Source organism: Sphingopyxis sp. PET50 (genome assembly GCF_025244705.1).
Lineage (GTDB): Bacteria > Pseudomonadota > Alphaproteobacteria > Sphingomonadales > Sphingomonadaceae > Sphingopyxis.
This window is the reverse complement of record NZ_CP104207.1, coordinates 3,345,095-3,360,480: the sequence shown is the minus strand read 5'-3', so window position 1 is coordinate 3,360,480 and position 15,386 is coordinate 3,345,095. Positions and strand designations below refer to the sequence as shown.

Genomic DNA, 15,386 nt, shown 5'->3' with positions numbered 1-15,386 from the left:
TCCGCGCGTAGCGCCAAAAAATATCTCACGCAAAGGCGCAAAGAGGGCGCATCGGCCCGCAAGCGAACGCGCCATCTTTGTGTCTTTGTGTGAAAAAAAAGGCTTACGCCCAATCTTACCGAAATCGCTGTTCCACGTGGAACATCATTTTCCGATGCAGAATCGTCCGAACAGCGTGTCGAGCATTTCCTCGACCCCTGCCCGCCCGGTGATCCGGTCGAGCGCACCGCCCGCGAGCCGCAACCGCTCGGCGAGCAGGATCAGATCGCCCGCCTCGCGCGATTCCGCCTCGACTTCCAGCCAGGCCTTCGCCTCCGCCAGCGCGTCGCGCTGGCGCCGGCGCAGCGCCACCTCGCCCTCGCGCGGCAGCAATGTGCGCGCCATCTCGACGATCATGCGGTGCAGCCTGTCCATCCCCTCGCCCGTCGCCGCCGACAGGGTCAGGTCGCAGCCGGCGGCCTCGGCTTCGGCCGCCGCATCGCCCTTCCAGCGGTCGGCCTGCGCCGCGATCCGGATCGCGCACGGGTGGTCGGGGACCTCCTTCGGCGGGCCCAGCCACAGCAATATATCCGCCGCCGCGACCGCCGCCTTCGCGCGGCCGATCCCGATCGTCTCGATCGCATCGGCACTTTCGGCGCGCAGCCCCGCCGTATCCGAAAAGCGCATCGCGATCCCGTCGAGCGCCAGCGCGGTCTCGATCACGTCGCGCGTCGTCCCCGCCACCGGCGACACGATCGCCAGCTCTCGATTAGCTAAAGCATTGATAAGTGTGGATTTACCGGCATTGGGTGGCCCCGCGATGACGACCGACAGCCCCTCGGCGATCACCTCCGCCGCCGGCCGCGCCAGCCACTGGCCCATGTCCGCCGCCAAAGACGCCATGCCGTCACGCAACCGCTGCGCGACACTTTCGCCAACTTCCACATCCTCCTCATCGGCGAAATTGAGTTCCGCCTCCGCCCCCGCCATCAGCCCGAGCAACCGGTCCTGCCATCCCGCCACCACGCGCGACACATGCCCGCTCGCCATGCCCAGCGCCTGCACCCGCTGGCTCTCGGTCTCGGCCGCGAGCAGGTCGGCGAGCCCCTCGGCCTCGGCCAGGTCGATGCGCCCGTTTTCGAACGCCCGCCGCGTGAACTCGCCCGGCGCGGCGCGGCGGAGTCCCGGCATCGCGCCCAGCGCCGTCTCGACCGCCGCCACCACCGCGCGGCCGCCGTGGAGATGCAGCTCGGCCAGATCCTCGCCCGTCGCGGTCGCTCAGCCCCGGAAACCACAGGATGAGGGCGCGGTCGAGCGCGGCGCCAGCGTCATCGCGGAGATTCGCCAGCGCCGCGCGGCGCGGTTCGGGCAACCGCCCCGCCAGCGCCTGCAACGCCGCGCCGGCCCGCGGCCCGCTGACGCGCACGACGCCGATCGCCGCCGCAGCGGCATCCCGCTCGACAGCGCGAAGATCGTCTCGCGGCTTTCGTCTTGGCTCAGCTCTTGCGTCCTCGCGGCGGTTTGTCGTCGCCATCGCCGGTCTTGCCCGCGCCGCCCATCAGCCCGCCGCCGAACTGGCTCATCAGCGACTGGATCAGCCCCAGCCCGCTTTCGCCCATCGGCACCCAGCTCTTGACCATCGTCTGCACCATGTCGGGGGTGATGCCCTTGGCCATCAGTTCCTTGACGCGGTCGAGATAGATTTCGTGCAGCGGCTCGAGATCGGGCAGTCCGACCAGCCGCCGTGCCTCCTCGGGGGTGCAATCGATCTCGATATTGAATTTCATCACCCGTCTCCGCCCCTTTACGCGCTTGAGCCGCGCTCGCGCGACCGCTAGCTTCGCGCTTTCACCGCCAAGAAGCAAGAGTCAGGAGAGACCCCTCATGCCCGCGACCAACACGACGATTCCCGCGCTCGACGGCGAAGGCGACATCCCCGCCTATGTCGCGCGCCCCGATGCCGACAGCTCGCGCGCGATCGTCGTCATCCCCGAAATCTTCGGGGTGAACGCGGGCATCCGCCAGAAATGCGACGACTGGGCGGCGGAGGGCTATCTGGCGATCGCGCCCGACATCTTCTGGCGCTTCGCCCCCGGGGTCGAACTCGACCCCGATGTCGAGGCCGAACTGCAGGAGGCCTTCGGCTATTTCGGCCAATATGACGCCGACGACGGGGTCAAGGATATCGAGGCGGCGATCCGCTGGGCGCGCAGCCAGGGTGCGAGCAAGGTCGGCGCGGTCGGCTTCTGCCTCGGCGGCCGCCTCGCCTATATGACCGCGGCGCGCACCGACGTGAACGCCTCGGTCGGCTATTATGGCGTGATGATCGACCAGATGCTGAACGAAAGCCACGCGATCGCGCACCCGCTGATGCTCCATATCCCGACCGGCGATCATCTTGTAGGCCCCGAGGCGCAGGCGAAGATGCACGAAGGGCTGGGTCCGCTGCCCAAGGTCACGCTCCACGACTATGAGGGCCTCGACCATGGTTTCGCCGCGACCAGCGGCAACCGCCGCAACGAGGCGGGCGCGCAGCTCGCCGACAGCCGCACCCGCGCCTTTTTCGCCGAGCATCTGGCATGAACGGCGCCAAAGCCGGCGTCGCCGCCTGGCACGCCTATATGGCGGGCGGCGGCGATCCGCAGGCGCTGCGCGCGATGCTGGCCGAGGATGCGGTCTTTCACTCGCCCGTCGTCCACACGCCGCAGGAGGGGCGGGACAAGGTCTTCGCCTATCTGCACGCGGCGAGCCATGCGCTGGGCGGCGACGATTTCCGCTATCTGCGCGAAATCGTCGATGGCGACCAGGCTTGCCTCGAGTTCGCCACGACGCTCGACGATATCCGGATCAACGGCGTCGACATCATCCGCTGGAACGGCGAGGGCAAGATCGTCGATTTCAAGGTGATGGTCCGCCCCTTGAAGGCGATCAACAAGGTGTGGGAGAAAATGGCCGCGATGCTCGCCGCACAGGCGGGTTAGGGCGCGAAGTCCCGGCCGATGCTTCGCCTGATCGTCTTTCCGGTCCTGATCGCCGCGATCCTGCTCTCGGGCGGGTGGCCGCCGGCGCGCTGGCTGCTGCTGCTGTGGGTGCCGCTGCTCCTCGTCGCCCTCTACGACGCGCTGCAGCGGCACCACACGCTCCGGCGCAACTATCCGCTGATCGCGCGTATCCGCTGGCTGTTCGAGGACCTGCGGCCGTTCCTCTATTCCTATGTCGTCGAGGGCCCGCTCGACGGACGCCCCTTCGCGCGCACCGAACGCGACATCGTCTATGCGCGCGCCAAGGGCGAACTCGACAGCCATCCCTTCGGAACCGAGCTCGACGTCTATTCGGACGAATATGAATGGATGAGCCACAGCATCGCGCCGCATGGCCGGTGTCGATCGGACCCGGCGGGTTCATGTCGGCAACGGACAATGCGCCAGGCCCTATGACGTCGCGCTGCTCAACATTTCGGCGATGAGCTTCGGCTCGCTCGGCGCCAATGCGATCGAGGCGCTGAATCTGGGCGCGAAACTCGGCAATTTCTATCATGATACCGGCGAAGGCGGGTTCAGCCCCTATCACCGCATCCACGGCGGCGACATCGTCTGGGAACTCGGCAGCGGCTATTTCGGGTGCCGCGACGCGGCCTACCATTTCGACCCCCACCGCTTTCGCGACCGCGCGCAGGACGATCAGATCCGGATGATCGAGATCAAGCTCAGCCAGGGTGCGAAACCCGGCCATGGCGGCGTCCTGCCCGGCGCCAAGGTCAGCGCCGAAATCGCCGCGACGCGCGGGGTGCCGGAGGGCCGGGATTGCATCTCGCCGGCCGCGCATTCGGCCTTTTCCACGCCGGTCGAGCTGCTGGCGTGGGCCGCCAAGCTGCGCGAGCTGTCGGGCGGCAAGCCCGTCGGCATCAAGCTGTGCGTCGGTCAGCCGCACGAAATCTATGCCGTCATGAAGGCGATGATCGAGACGGGCGTCCGGCTCGACTATATCGTCGTCGATGGCGCCGAAGGCGGGACCGGCGCGGCGCCCGTCGAATTTTCCAACAGCCTCGGCATGCCGCTCAGGGAAGGCCTCATTTTCGTGCGCAACGCGCTCGTCGGCTGCGGACTCAAGGAAGAGGTGCGGCTCGCCGCGTCGGGCAAGGTCCATTCGGGCGCGGGCCTCGCGGTCAATTGCGCGCTCGGCGCCGACTGGTCGAACGCCGCGCGCGCCTTCATGTTCACGCTCGGCTGCGTCCAGTCGCTCAAATGCCATACCGACAAATGCCCGACCGGGGTGGCGACGCAGGATCCGGGCCGCCAGCGCGGGCTGGTCGTCGCCGACAAGGCCGAACGCGTGCGCCGCTTCCAGGCGGCGACCGTCCATGCGCTGTGGGATATCAGCTGCGCGATGGGGCTCGAAACGCCGTGGCAGATCAGGCCGCATCACCTGCACGAACGGCTCAACTCGGCGCGTTCGGATTCGATCGACCGCATCTATAAATTCTACGAGCGCGGCGTGCTGCTCGACGATCCGGGATCGGTCGCCAGCGCGCGCTATTGGGCGATGGCGCGCGCCGACAGTTTCCGCGCGGCGCTCTAGGCTGTATCGACATTCAGCTCTGGCGCCCTGCAAATGGCGGCTTTCCGCGCTTTCGGTGCTCACGCACATCGAGTGCGCTGCGCTCCGGGTCACGGAAAACCAGCATTTTCGGCTCGCCATCTTCTGAATGTCGATACAGCCTAGGGCGGCGTGCGTTAAATATGAACCGTTCGCCCTGAGCTTGTCGAAGGGCCGTTCTTTCTTTCAGCGTCGAAGAGAAGGGCGGTGCTTCGACAAGCTCAGCACGAACGGGTTTGGGTAATGATGCAGATTTAACGCACGCCGGTCTAGATCAGGCTGAGTTCGGCGAGCTCGCGATAGAGCTGGGTCGGCAAGTCACCGATCCCGTCGCCCTCGTCGACGCTTTTCGGTGCATCGGCGTCGGCCAGATAACGCCATCCCTGATGCGCGCGTTTCGGCCGCGGGTGGATACGCTCGAGCAGGTCGGCGCAGACGATATCGATCCGCCCGTCCTCACGCTCCTCGAAACGCAGGATTTCGACCCGCCCGACCAGCGTGTGTTTGACGATGAAATGCAGCCTGCCGCCGATCAACTCGCCGGCGCGCTTCGGCCTGAACCGCGTCGTGAAACGCACCTCGCCACCCTCCGCGCGCGCGGCGATCCGCGCCGCAAGCGAGGGATAGTCGGGACAGCCGACGGCGACACGGGTTATATGGAGCTGGGACATATCTGTCAGATAGCACGGGAGGGCTTGCTTCAAGTGCAAACGACGTTCGGCCCTAGGCATCGAGTTTCAAAAATCGATCGACCAACGTTCGTGATCAACAACCAGCTTGCACTGCTTGAGAATGTCCATGCCAAGAATAACATCGAAATTTCGGTCCATCGGCCATCCAAATCCCTCACACTCGCCCACTATGTAAGGGAACGGATGAGCTTCAAGCGCGCTGCTGAGCTGATCGGTATCTTAGAAACCCGAGCCGAAAGAAGTAATAGGGCATCATGCGTTCTTCGGTCGCGGAACCGAGAGGGCGCTTTCCATAGCTGTTGAGTCCGAGCTGAACCACCATGGACGGCCCTATGCCGCTGCTCGTAGCACCTGTATCGATCAGCGCACGACCTATAACGTGACTTAAATCTGCCGGATTTTCGGCCCCCAGGACGGCGATATCCGCGATGATCCGACGACCATCATGACGACCGTCAATCGATGGCAAGCGACAAAAATCCGAGATCCAATGGTTCGTCTATGACTTGCTGGATCGAAAAAATACGGTCAGGAAACTTTGCTAACGCTGAGCGAAATGCTTCCCCAGGAGAACCAAAAAACCCCAGCACGGTCTGATCACGCAAAACTGCGTACTCTCCATCATGCTCGATACGGAGAACGCCAAGATTACGCTGGAACCAGTCGTAGTTTCGATCAACCTCAGCTTGCAGTTGGCTCATCATTCCAACCTCCTTCGGCTAACGAATCTTGGCACATTAGAAGTAAAAAAGAATCCCAAATCCGCGGATCAAATCCATTTTTGAATCGAACTGTGACCAAAAAGACTCAATCCACCGCATAGACTTAGCCGAACAGCGTCCCGATGCCGACGCCGGGATCGACCCAGCCTTCGTAGATCATCTTGACCGCGACATAGAGGATCACCGCGAGGCCGATATAGGCGATCCAGCGGTACCGCTCGATATATTTGGCGATGATGTTCGCCGCGACGCCCATCAGCGCGACCGCGAAGATCAGCCCGACGATCAGGATTCCCGGATGCTCGCGCGCCGCGCCGGCGACCGCGAGCACATTGTCCAGGCTCATGCTGACGTCGGCGACCGCGACCGCCCAGGCGGCGCCGAGCGAAGCTCTTGGCGGGCTTCAGCCCCGAATGTTCGTCGCCCTCGATCTCGGGCGAGCCGTGCGACTGGTAGGCGTGGCGCAGCTCGCGCCACATTTTCCAGGCCACCCAGATCAGCAGCAGCCCGCCGACGAAGATCAGTCCGACGATCTGCATCAGCTGGGTCACGACGAGCGCGAAGGCGATGCGCAGCACCAGCGCCGCGAGCACGCCGATCAGGATCACCTTCTTGCGCTGTTCGGCGGGCAGGCCCGCGGCGAGCGCGCCCACGACGATCGCATTGTCCCCGGCGAGCACCAGGTCGATCATCAGCACCTGAAGGAAGGCGGCAAAGGCCGCGGGTTCGGCGATGTTCGAGAAATCCTTGACGATCGCGTCCCAGATTCCCGCAGGACCACCGAAACCGCACGGCATGGGCGCCGAGCCTGAATCAAGATATCAAGCATGTTCGCTCAACCCGCCCCGCGCCTATTGGTTCATCGAATCGAAGAAATCCTCGTTGGTCTTCGAATCCTTGATCTTGTCGAGCAGGAATTCCATTGCGTCGATGGTGCCCATCTGCATGAGGATGCGGCGCAGCACCCACATTTTCGACAGCTTGTCCTTTTCGACGAGCAGTTCTTCCTTGCGCGTGCCCGACTTGCCGACATCGAGGCTGGGGAAGATGCGCTTGTCGGCAACCTTGCGGTCGAGGACGATTTCGCTGTTACCCGTGCCCTTGAATTCCTCGAAGATGACTTCGTCCATGCGGCTGCCGGTGTCGATCAGCGCGGTCGCGATGATCGACAGCGATCCGCCTTCCTCGATGTTGCGCGCGGCGCCGAAGAAGCGCTTCGGACGCTGCAGCGCGTTGGCGTCGACACCGCCGGTCAGCACCTTGCCCGACGAGGGAACGACGGTGTTGTAGGCGCGCCCCAGGCGCGTGATCGAATCGAGCAGGATGACGACATCCTTCTTGTGCTCGACGAGGCGCTTGGCCTTCTCGATCACCATTTCGGCGACCTGGACGTGGCGCGTCGCGGGTTCGTCGAAGGTCGAGGAGACGACCTCGCCCTTCACGCTGCGCTGCATGTCGGTGACTTCCTCGGGCCGTTCGTCGACGAGGAGGACGATCAGATAGACCTCGGGGTGGTTGTCGGTGATCGCCTTGGCGATATTCTGCAGCAGCACCGTCTTGCCGGTGCGCGGCGGCGCGACGATCAGCGCGCGCTGGCCCTTGCCCTGCGGGCTGACAAGGTCGATGACGCGCGCCGACTTGTCCTTGACGGTCGGATCGACGGTGTCGAGCGACAGTTTCTGGTTCGGATAGAGCGGCGTGAGGTTGTCGAAATTGACGCGGTGGCGCACCGCCTCCGGATCGTCGAAATTGACGCTGATCAGCTTGGTCAGCGCGAAATAGCGTTCGCCGTCCTTCGGCGCGCGGATTTCGCCCTCGACCGTGTCGCCGGTGCGCAGGCCATATTTGCGGACCTGGTTCGGCGAGACATAGATGTCGTCGGGACCGGCGAGATAATTGGCCTCGGACGAACGCAGGAAGCCGAAGCTGTCGGGAAGGACCTCGATCGTGCCCGATCCGATGATTTCCTCGCCCTCTTCGGCGAGTTCCTTCAGGATCGAGAACATCAGGTCCTGCTTGCGCAGCGTCGACGCGCCCTCGACGCCCAGTTCCTCGGCCATTTCGACGAGTTGGGCGGGCGCCTTGGTTTTGAGTTCTTTAAGATGCATGGGATGGATTCCGGGTATAAAATTCTGGAGAGATTTGTCTTAAATTCGTTGCACCGGCTGGTGCCTATCCGGCCGTGGGACGGCCGTTACCGATAGCATCGGCGCGGAAAGCGCCGCCCGCAGGAAGCGGGGTTGACCGGCCCCTATAACCGGCATGCCCGCAAGTCAATCGGGGCTGCGTTCGGCCGATGGGTCAGAAGGGGCGGACAACCACCAGGATCACGATGACCGCCGCGGCGACGCCGGGAACTTCGTTGAGCATCCGGAGCGCCTTTTCGCTCAGCGGGCGCTGCCCTTTGGCGAGTTTCCTCACATAGCCCGCGATCCAGCCATGATAGCCCGACAGGCCGATCACGATCAGGAATTTGGCGAGAAACCAGGCCTCGCTCCAATAAGCGCCGTTGAAGGCCAGCGCGAGGCCGAGGATCCAGACGATGATCAGCGACGGGTCGAGGATGATGCGGAGCAGCCGCCGTTCGCGGTCGATCCATTTCGCATCCTCATCCGATCCCACCGCGCATTGATGGTGATAGACGAAAAAGCGCGGCAGCATGAACAGCCCGGCCATCAGGAAGATCACGAAGATGATGTGCGCGGCCTTCACCCACAGCATCGCCGACCCCAGAAATCCCGCCAATTCCATCGCCGAGCCTATCCCCGCACGCGTTTGATCAGATGCTCGACATGCGCGATCGGCGTATCGGGCACGATGCCATGGCCGAGATTGAAGATATGGGGACGCGAGGCGAAGGCTGCAAGAATGCGGTCGATCGCCGCGTCGAGCCCCTCGCCGCTCGGCGACGAGCGCGAGCGGGTCGAGATTGCCCTGCACCGGCAGATGCGCCGGCAGGGCGGCGTCGGCCCAAGCCGGATCGACCGTTTCGTCGAGTCCGATCGCGTCGGCGCCGACCTCATCGGCATAGGCGCGAAGCTTGCCGTCGGCCCCCTTGGGAAAGCCGATCACCGGCGTCTCGGGGTGCAGCGCCTTCAGCTCGGCGCACGATCGCGGCATTGGGCGCGATCACCCAGCGTTCGAATTGCGCGGGGCTGAGGCTCCCCGCCCAGCTGTCGAACAATTGCACCGCCTCGACGCCCTGTTCGATCTGGCCCGACAGGTAAGTGACGGTGAGGTCGACGATCGCGTCGACGATCGCCTGGAACGCCGCCGGATCGCCGAATGCCATGCGGCGCGCCGCCGCCTGGTCCTTCGACCCCTGCCCCGCCACCATATAGGTCGCGACGGTCCAGGGGCTTCCCGCAAAGCCGAGGAAGGTCGTCTCGGCCGGCAGGGCGCCCGCGACGCGCGCGACGGTCGCATAGACCGGGTCGAGCCGCTGGTGCGCCGCCTCGAGCGAGGCGAGCGCGCCGTCGACCAGCGGCGGCGCCAGCCGCGGCCCTTCGCCGGCCTCGAACCACAGATTCTGCCCCAGAGCATGCGGGATGACGAGAATGTCCGAAAAGAGGATCGCGCCGTCGAAGCCGAAGCGCCGGATCGGCTGCAGCGTCACCTCGGCCGCGGCTTCGGGATCGTAGCAGAGTTCGAGGAAACCGCCCTTGGTCTCCCTGAGCGCCCGATATTCGGGAAGATAGCGTCCCGCCTGACGCATGAGCCACAGCGCGGGCCGCTCCTGCCGGGTCCCGCGCAGCGTCGCGAGCAGGCGCTTGTGTGACGTCATGGCGCGGACCTCTTTCTCTTCCATTATATTTATAAGAATATGGTGGTGGTTTGTTGGCGGGCGAAGAAGGCGGCTTTAGGCAGGCGCGCCGTCTTTGCCAACAGCTTGACTCGCCGCCGGGCGATCTTCGCCGCGGAGTCGCGGGCCGTCATCCCCGCTATTCACAGCCTGTGGACAAAAACCGCGCGCTGTGGACAAGCGATGGAGCGGAATCGGCAGCGCCGGGGATGAATCCACCGTGCCGATTTTGTCCCGGCGGCTATCCCGAAACTTATCCACAGCCGCCCGAATTCGTGTCGGCACTTGCCTTTTTCCGGGGCCTTCCGCCATGGTGCCGCGATGGGCTAGCTCCACTTGCACCTCATATCCGATTCCACGGGCGAAACGCTCGAAAATATCGCCAAGGCGGCGATCGCGCAGTTCGACGATGTCGAGGTGGTGCGCCATTTCTGGCCGATGGTGCGCTCGGAATCGCATCTCGACCGGATCATGGCCGAGGTCGAGGCCAGTCCCGGCATGATCCTCTTCACGCTCGTCAACGGCGACCTGCGCGTCAGCCTCGAACGCCGCGCGCGCGCGCGCGACCTGCCGCTCGTCGCCGCGCTCGATGCGGTGACCGACGCGCTGTCGCAGATGCTGGGCCAGCAGGCGAAGGCGCGGCCCGGGCGCCAGCACCAGCTCGACGCCGCCTATTTCGCGCGCGTCGAGGCGATCCAGTTCACCGTCGCGCACGACGACGGCATCGGCTGGGAAAATTGGGAACAGGCCGACATCGTGCTCGCGGGCGTGTCGCGCACCTCGAAGACCCCGACGAGCATCTACCTCGCCAACCGCGGTTTCAAGACCGCGAACATCCCGATCGTTCCCGAATCGCCGCCGCCCGACGCGCTCTACCAGCTCAGGAAGCCGCTCGTCGTCGGGCTCACCACCGGGCTCGACCGGCTGGTGCAGGTGCGGCGCAACCGGCTGCTGTCGCTCAACCAGGCGCCCGAGACCGCCTATGTCGACGACGAGCGTGTCAAGGCCGAGCTCGCCTATGCGCGGCGCATGTTCGCCGACAATGGCTGGCCGGTGATCGACGTGACGCGCCGTTCGATCGAGGAAACCGCGGCGGCGGTGATCAAGCTGGTCGAGGACCGCGGCGCGGCATGACGCTCCTCCTCGCTTCGCAAAGCAGCGGCCGCGCCGCGATGCTCCGCGCCGCCGGGCTGCGCTTCGAGACGAGCGCCGCGCATGTCGACGAGGAGGCGCTCACCGCGGCATTGCAGGCCGAGGGGCAGGGCGCGCGCAACATCGCCGACGCGCTGGCGGAGGCGAAGGCGATCAAGATTTCGTCGCGGCTCCCCGGCGTCACCGTGCTCGGCGCCGATTCCACGCTCGCGCTCGACGACGGGTCGATGCTGTCGAAACCGGCGGATCCCGGGGAGGCCGCATCGCATCTGCACCGCATGGCGGGTACGCGCCACCGCCTGTTCAGCGCCGTCGTCGCCGCGCGCGACGGGGCGCCGGTGTGGCGCGCGGTCGGCGAGGCGAAGCTGTGGATGCGCCCCTTGTCCGACGCCTTCATCGCCGACTATGTCGCGCGGAATTGGGACAGCATCCGCTGGACCGTCGGCTGTTACGAAATCGAGGGAGCGGGCGTGCAATTGTTCGACCGGGTCGAGGGCGACCCCTGGACCATCATCGGCATGCCGATGCTCCCCCTGCTCGCCTGGCTGCGCGCGGCCGGACTGGCGCCGTCATGAGCGGTCCTTCGGCGCCCCCTATGCCGAAGTGATCGGCGACCCGATCGCGCACAGCAAATCGCCGCTGATCCATGGGTTCTGGCTCGAGGCGCTCGGCCTCAGCGGCGAGTATCGCCGCGCGCATGTAAGGCCCGCGGAGCTTGCCGGCTTCATCGCCGGACGCCGCGACGATCCCGACTGGCGCGGCTGCAACGTCACCATCCCGCACAAGGTCGCGGTGATGGATCTGGTCGACGACCCCGGCGACATCCGCGGCACGATCGGCGCGATGAACACGGTGGTGCGCCAGCCCGACGGCGCGCTGATCGGCACCAACACCGATGCCGCGGGCTTCTATGCGCCGCTCGCCGAGCTCGATCTGGAGGGCGCGCCGGTCGCGGTCGTCGGCGCGGGCGGCGCGGCGCGCGCGGTGCTGTTCGCGCTCGCCCGCGCCAAGGTCGGGCATGTCACCATCCTCAACCGTTCGCCGCTGAAAGCCATGGGCCTGCTCGCGACCTTCGGCCTGAAGGGCGACGCCGTCGCGCTCGATGCGCCCCTGCCCCCGGCGGCCCTGCTGGTGAACGGCAGCAGCCTCGGCATGAAGGGCCAGCCGCCGCTCGGCCTCGACCTGTCGCCGCTGCCCGGGGATGCGATCGTCTATGACCTCGTCTATGCGCCGCTGCGCACCGGCCTGCTCGCCGCCGCCGAGTCGCGCGGGCTCGACACGGTCGACGGGCTCGACATGCTGATCGGTCAGGCCGCGCTCGCCTTCGAGCTTTTCTTCGGCAAGCCGCCCCCCGAGGGGCGCGACGAGGAATTGCGGGCGTTGCTGACGGCATGAGCCACTATAAGCGCCCCGCCTCGCGGCTTCGCCGTCCCTTCCTGCTCGGCCTCACCGGCTCGATCGGCATGGGCAAGTCGACCGCCGCGGCGATGTTCGAACGCGAGGGGATTCCGGTGTTCGACGCCGATGCCGAGGTGCACCGGCTGCAGGGTCCCGGCGGCGCGCTGGTCGCGGCGATCGAGGCGCGCTTTCCCGGCACCACCGGGCCGCAGGGGGTCGACCGGCAGAAACTCGGCGCGCAAGTGCTTGGCAACACGCACGAACTGGCCGCGCTCGAAGCGATCGTCCATCCCGCGGTCGGTCGCGCGCAGAAACGCTTTCTCGCCCAAAATCGCGCCCGCGCGGTCGTCGTGCTCGACATTCCGCTGTTGTTCGAAAAGGGCGGCTGGCGCCGCGTCGGGGCGATCGCGGTGGTCTCGGCGCCCGCCTGGATACAACGCAAGCGCGTGCTGCGGCGGCCGGGGATGACGTTCGCCAAATTGAAGGCGATCCGCCGTCTTCAGGTGCCCGACCGCGTCAAGCGCGCGCGCGCCGATTTCGTCATCGAAACGGGCCGCCCCAAAAGCGTGACGCATCGCCAGATTCGCGCCATCGCCTCTTGTTTCCGCGCCCGATAGGGTCCAGATTGAATCTTCGATGCGTGAGATTATCTTCGATACGGAAACCACGGGGCTCGACCCGAAGGCCGGGGACAGGCTGGTCGAAATCGGGTGCATCGAACTGGTCGACCGCCGCGAGACGGGCCAGACCTTCCACGCCTATTTCAACCCCGAACGCGACATGCCCGCCGCCGCCGAGGCGGTGCATGGCCTGTCGATCCAGTTCCTGTCGGACAAGCCGCTGTTCGCCAGCCGCGTCGACGATCTGCTCGCCTTTCTGGGCGATGCGCCGCTGATCGCGCATAATGCCGCCTTCGACTTCGGTTTCGTCAACGCCGAGCTCGCGCGGGCCGGGCGCCCGGCGCTCGACATGGCGCGGATGTGCTGCACGGTGCAGATGGCGCGGAGGCTCCATCCCGGCGCCAAGCACAGCCTCGACGCGCTCTGCACCCGCTATGGCATCGACCGCAGCCACCGCGTCAAGCATGGTGCTCTGCTCGACGCCGAACTGCTCGCGCATCTCTATATCGAGATGACCGGCGGACGGCAGATCGGGCTCGGACTCGCCGCCACTCCGGCGTTGCAGGCGGCGTCGCCCGCTGCGGCCGCCCCGGCCCGTGCCCCCGACCGGCCATGGCGCGAACCCCGCCCGCATGCGGCTTCGGCGGCCGAACTGGCGCGCCATGCCGAGTTTGTCGCAGGGCTCAACCAGCCGCTGTGGCTCGATACGGTGTGATGGCCTCTCCCTGACCATCGCCCCGGCCTTAGAAGGAGAAGAAAAATGGAAATCCGCGTCTCTGGCCACCAGATCGAAACCGGCGAAGCGCTGCAGTCGCATGTGTCGGACCGGATGAACGCGATTGCCGACAAATATTTCTCCCGCGCGATCGGCGCGCATGCGACCTTCGGCAAGGGGCCGCACGACAGTTTCCAGTGCGACATCGTCGCGCATGTGATGCAGGGCCTGGTGCTCAAGGGCCACGGCCAGGCGCAGGACGCGCATGTCGCCTTCGAAGGCGCGGCCGAGCGCATCGAAAAGCAGCTCAGGCGCTACATGCGCCGCTTGAAGGACCGCAACGGCGCCAGCGCGCCGTCGCCGTCGGTCGACGAGATCCAGGACAATGCCAGCTACACCGTGTTCGACGCGGGCAGCGAGGAAGAGGATGCCGGCGACGCCCCCGCGATCATCGCCGAAACGCGCGTCGATATCCCGAACAGCAGCGTGTCCGACGCGGTGATGATGCTCGACCTTCGCAACACCAACGCCCTGCTTTTCGTCAACAGCAAGACCGGCGCGCACAACATGGTCTATCGGCGGAGCGACGGCACGATCGGCTGGGTCGAGCCGCAATAGGGCTGGATTTTGTCCGCCATCCGGCCTAAGGGCCGCGCCCAGCAACACCCGTAACGATACCCGGGGCCGGGATGGCGGGGGCCGTCACGACGATATGGATCGCACGCCAATTGGGGCGATCCCGGCGGCAGCGCCGGGTTGTTTGAGATTTGACCAAAGCCATGAACCTATCTTCCCTTCTCTATCCGGCGACCGTCCGCGCGCACGTCCAGCTTGATTCGAAAAAGGCGCTTTTCCCCTTCGTCGGCGATCTTGCCGCGCGCTCGCTCGGGCTCGATTCGGGCGAGGTCAGCGAGGCGCTGCTCGAACGCGAGCGCCTCGGCTCGACCGGTTTCGGGCGCGGAATCGCGCTGCCGCACGCCAAGATGGCCGATTTGACCGGCGTGCGCGGCCTGTTCCTGCAGCTCGCGCGGCCGATCGATTTCCAGGCCGTCGACGGGCTGCCGGTCGATCTGCTGTTCATCCTGCTCTCGCCGCTCGACGCCGGCGCCGACCATCTGAAGGCGCTTGCGGGCGTGTCGCGCATGCTGCGCAACGAGGCGATCGCCGACCGGCTGCGCGGCGCCAAGAGCGACGAGGCGCTCTATGCGCTGCTCGTCGACGGCGAAGCGCGTGACGCGGCCTGACGCCGCGACCTCATTTTTCCCATGACGCGGTTCACCAGCCGCTTCCTCGTCGACCTGCTGCTGCGCCGCACCGAAGCGGCGGGCGGTTTTGCGGCCGTCCTTGCGTCGGGCGATGCGCAATCGGGGGTGATTCTCGTCCAGTGCCGCGACCGCGGCACGATCGGGCCTTTGCTCGAACGGCGCTTTTCGCCGCGCGGCGATTATGTCTGGGAGGATATCGGCCCGTCGGCTGGGGAAGACGAAGCCGCCCGCGCCGCCTATCTCGACCGGCGCAAAAAGGGCGATCCCGACCTGTGGATCGTCGAACTGGATATCGCAGATGCGCCACGGCTCGTCGCCGAGTGGGCGATGCTGGGTTGACATTGCTGCGCTGCACAATAAATGGCGCCGCACAGATTAACGCGTAGGTCGTCCCGCGGGTTGCATCGGCTTCGGTCGAAACGCCCGGTCGAACGGTTCGGACACG

At 65.9% G+C, this 15,386-nt stretch carries 15 protein-coding genes and 4 pseudogenes; 11 read left to right on the top strand and 8 right to left on the bottom strand.

The annotated features are described in order from the left end of the window. Positions 1–144: 144 nt before the first annotated feature. A pseudogene (mnmE, locus tag N0A20_RS17800) lies at positions 145–1,431 on the bottom strand (tRNA uridine-5-carboxymethylaminomethyl(34) synthesis GTPase MnmE). A gap of 44 nt (positions 1,432–1,475) precedes the next feature. After that, the gene (locus N0A20_RS17795; RefSeq protein ID WP_260581649.1) at positions 1,476–1,766 is read right to left on the bottom strand and encodes a DUF6489 family protein; all 291 of its coding nucleotides are present in this window, start codon (positions 1,764–1,766) and stop codon (positions 1,476–1,478) included. 97 nt (positions 1,767–1,863) lie between these two features. On the opposite strand from N0A20_RS17795, the gene N0A20_RS17790 reads away from it, so the two are divergent. From N0A20_RS17790 to N0A20_RS17780, 3 genes and pseudogenes are all read left to right on the top strand, one after another. After that, the gene (locus tag N0A20_RS17790; RefSeq protein WP_260581648.1) at positions 1,864–2,562 is read left to right on the top strand and encodes a dienelactone hydrolase family protein; all 699 of its coding nucleotides are present in this window, start codon (positions 1,864–1,866) and stop codon (positions 2,560–2,562) included. After that, positions 2,559–2,960, top strand: a complete 402-nt coding sequence (locus N0A20_RS17785) for a nuclear transport factor 2 family protein (protein WP_260581647.1) — start codon at positions 2,559–2,561, stop codon at positions 2,958–2,960. The genes N0A20_RS17790 and N0A20_RS17785 overlap by 4 nt, the downstream gene beginning before the upstream one ends. Positions 2,961–2,978: 18 nt before the next feature. Next, a pseudogene (locus N0A20_RS17780) lies at positions 2,979–4,557 on the top strand (FMN-binding glutamate synthase family protein). Between the two features lie 287 nt (positions 4,558–4,844). On the opposite strand, the gene N0A20_RS17775 reads toward N0A20_RS17780, so the two are convergent. From N0A20_RS17775 to hemE, 6 genes and pseudogenes are all read right to left on the bottom strand, one after another. Next, positions 4,845–5,246: a DUF1489 domain-containing protein gene (locus N0A20_RS17775; RefSeq protein WP_260581646.1), complete on the bottom strand. Its 402-nt coding sequence runs from the start codon at positions 5,244–5,246 to the stop codon at positions 4,845–4,847. Between the two features lie 476 nt (positions 5,247–5,722). Beyond that, entirely contained in the window at positions 5,723–5,971 is a 249-nt protein-coding gene (locus N0A20_RS17770) for a hypothetical protein (RefSeq protein WP_260581645.1), read from the bottom strand. 121 nt (positions 5,972–6,092) lie between these two features. Next, positions 6,093–6,786 (bottom strand): annotated as a pseudogene (locus tag N0A20_RS17765) (TerC family protein). 54 nt (positions 6,787–6,840) lie between these two features. Continuing rightward, the gene (gene rho / locus N0A20_RS17760) at positions 6,841–8,097 is read right to left on the bottom strand and encodes a transcription termination factor Rho (protein ID WP_260581644.1); all 1,257 of its coding nucleotides are present in this window, start codon (positions 8,095–8,097) and stop codon (positions 6,841–6,843) included. A gap of 193 nt (positions 8,098–8,290) precedes the next feature. Then, positions 8,291–8,740, bottom strand: coding sequence for a CopD family protein (locus N0A20_RS17755; RefSeq protein WP_260581643.1), 450 nt, complete (start codon positions 8,738–8,740; stop codon positions 8,291–8,293). An 8-nt stretch (positions 8,741–8,748) separates the two neighbouring features. Further along, a pseudogene (hemE, locus tag N0A20_RS17750) lies at positions 8,749–9,773 on the bottom strand (uroporphyrinogen decarboxylase). A 354-nt stretch (positions 9,774–10,127) separates the two neighbouring features. Here hemE and N0A20_RS17745 point away from each other — a divergent pair. From N0A20_RS17745 to N0A20_RS17710, 8 genes are all read left to right on the top strand, one after another. Then, complete coding sequence (locus N0A20_RS17745) at positions 10,128–10,925, top strand: pyruvate, water dikinase regulatory protein (protein WP_260581642.1); 798 nt, start codon at positions 10,128–10,130, stop codon at positions 10,923–10,925. Then, a complete protein-coding gene (locus N0A20_RS17740; protein WP_260581641.1) occupies positions 10,922–11,518 on the top strand; it encodes a Maf family protein in 597 nt (198 codons plus the stop codon). Before N0A20_RS17745 ends, N0A20_RS17740 begins: the two co-directional genes overlap by 4 nt. 28 nt (positions 11,519–11,546) lie before the next feature. After that, positions 11,547–12,338, top strand: coding sequence for a shikimate dehydrogenase family protein (locus N0A20_RS17735; RefSeq protein WP_260581640.1), 792 nt, complete (start codon positions 11,547–11,549; stop codon positions 12,336–12,338). Further along, complete coding sequence (gene coaE / locus N0A20_RS17730; RefSeq protein ID WP_260581639.1) at positions 12,335–12,958, top strand: dephospho-CoA kinase; 624 nt, start codon at positions 12,335–12,337, stop codon at positions 12,956–12,958. The genes N0A20_RS17735 and coaE overlap by 4 nt, the downstream gene beginning before the upstream one ends. A 19-nt stretch (positions 12,959–12,977) precedes the next feature. Then, the gene (gene dnaQ, locus N0A20_RS17725; protein ID WP_260581638.1) at positions 12,978–13,676 is read left to right on the top strand and encodes a DNA polymerase III subunit epsilon; all 699 of its coding nucleotides are present in this window, start codon (positions 12,978–12,980) and stop codon (positions 13,674–13,676) included. A 45-nt stretch (positions 13,677–13,721) separates the two neighbouring features. Beyond that, entirely contained in the window at positions 13,722–14,294 is a 573-nt protein-coding gene (gene hpf / locus N0A20_RS17720) for a ribosome hibernation-promoting factor, HPF/YfiA family (protein WP_260581637.1), read from the top strand. A gap of 161 nt (positions 14,295–14,455) precedes the next feature. Further along, the gene (locus tag N0A20_RS17715; protein WP_260581636.1) at positions 14,456–14,920 is read left to right on the top strand and encodes a PTS sugar transporter subunit IIA; all 465 of its coding nucleotides are present in this window, start codon (positions 14,456–14,458) and stop codon (positions 14,918–14,920) included. Positions 14,921–14,941: 21 nt separating this feature from the next. Next, positions 14,942–15,280 carry a DUF1491 family protein gene (locus N0A20_RS17710; RefSeq protein ID WP_260581635.1) on the top strand — a complete coding sequence of 113 codons (339 nt, stop codon included), beginning with the start codon at positions 14,942–14,944 and terminating at the stop codon, positions 15,278–15,280. Positions 15,281–15,386 lie beyond the last annotated feature (106 nt).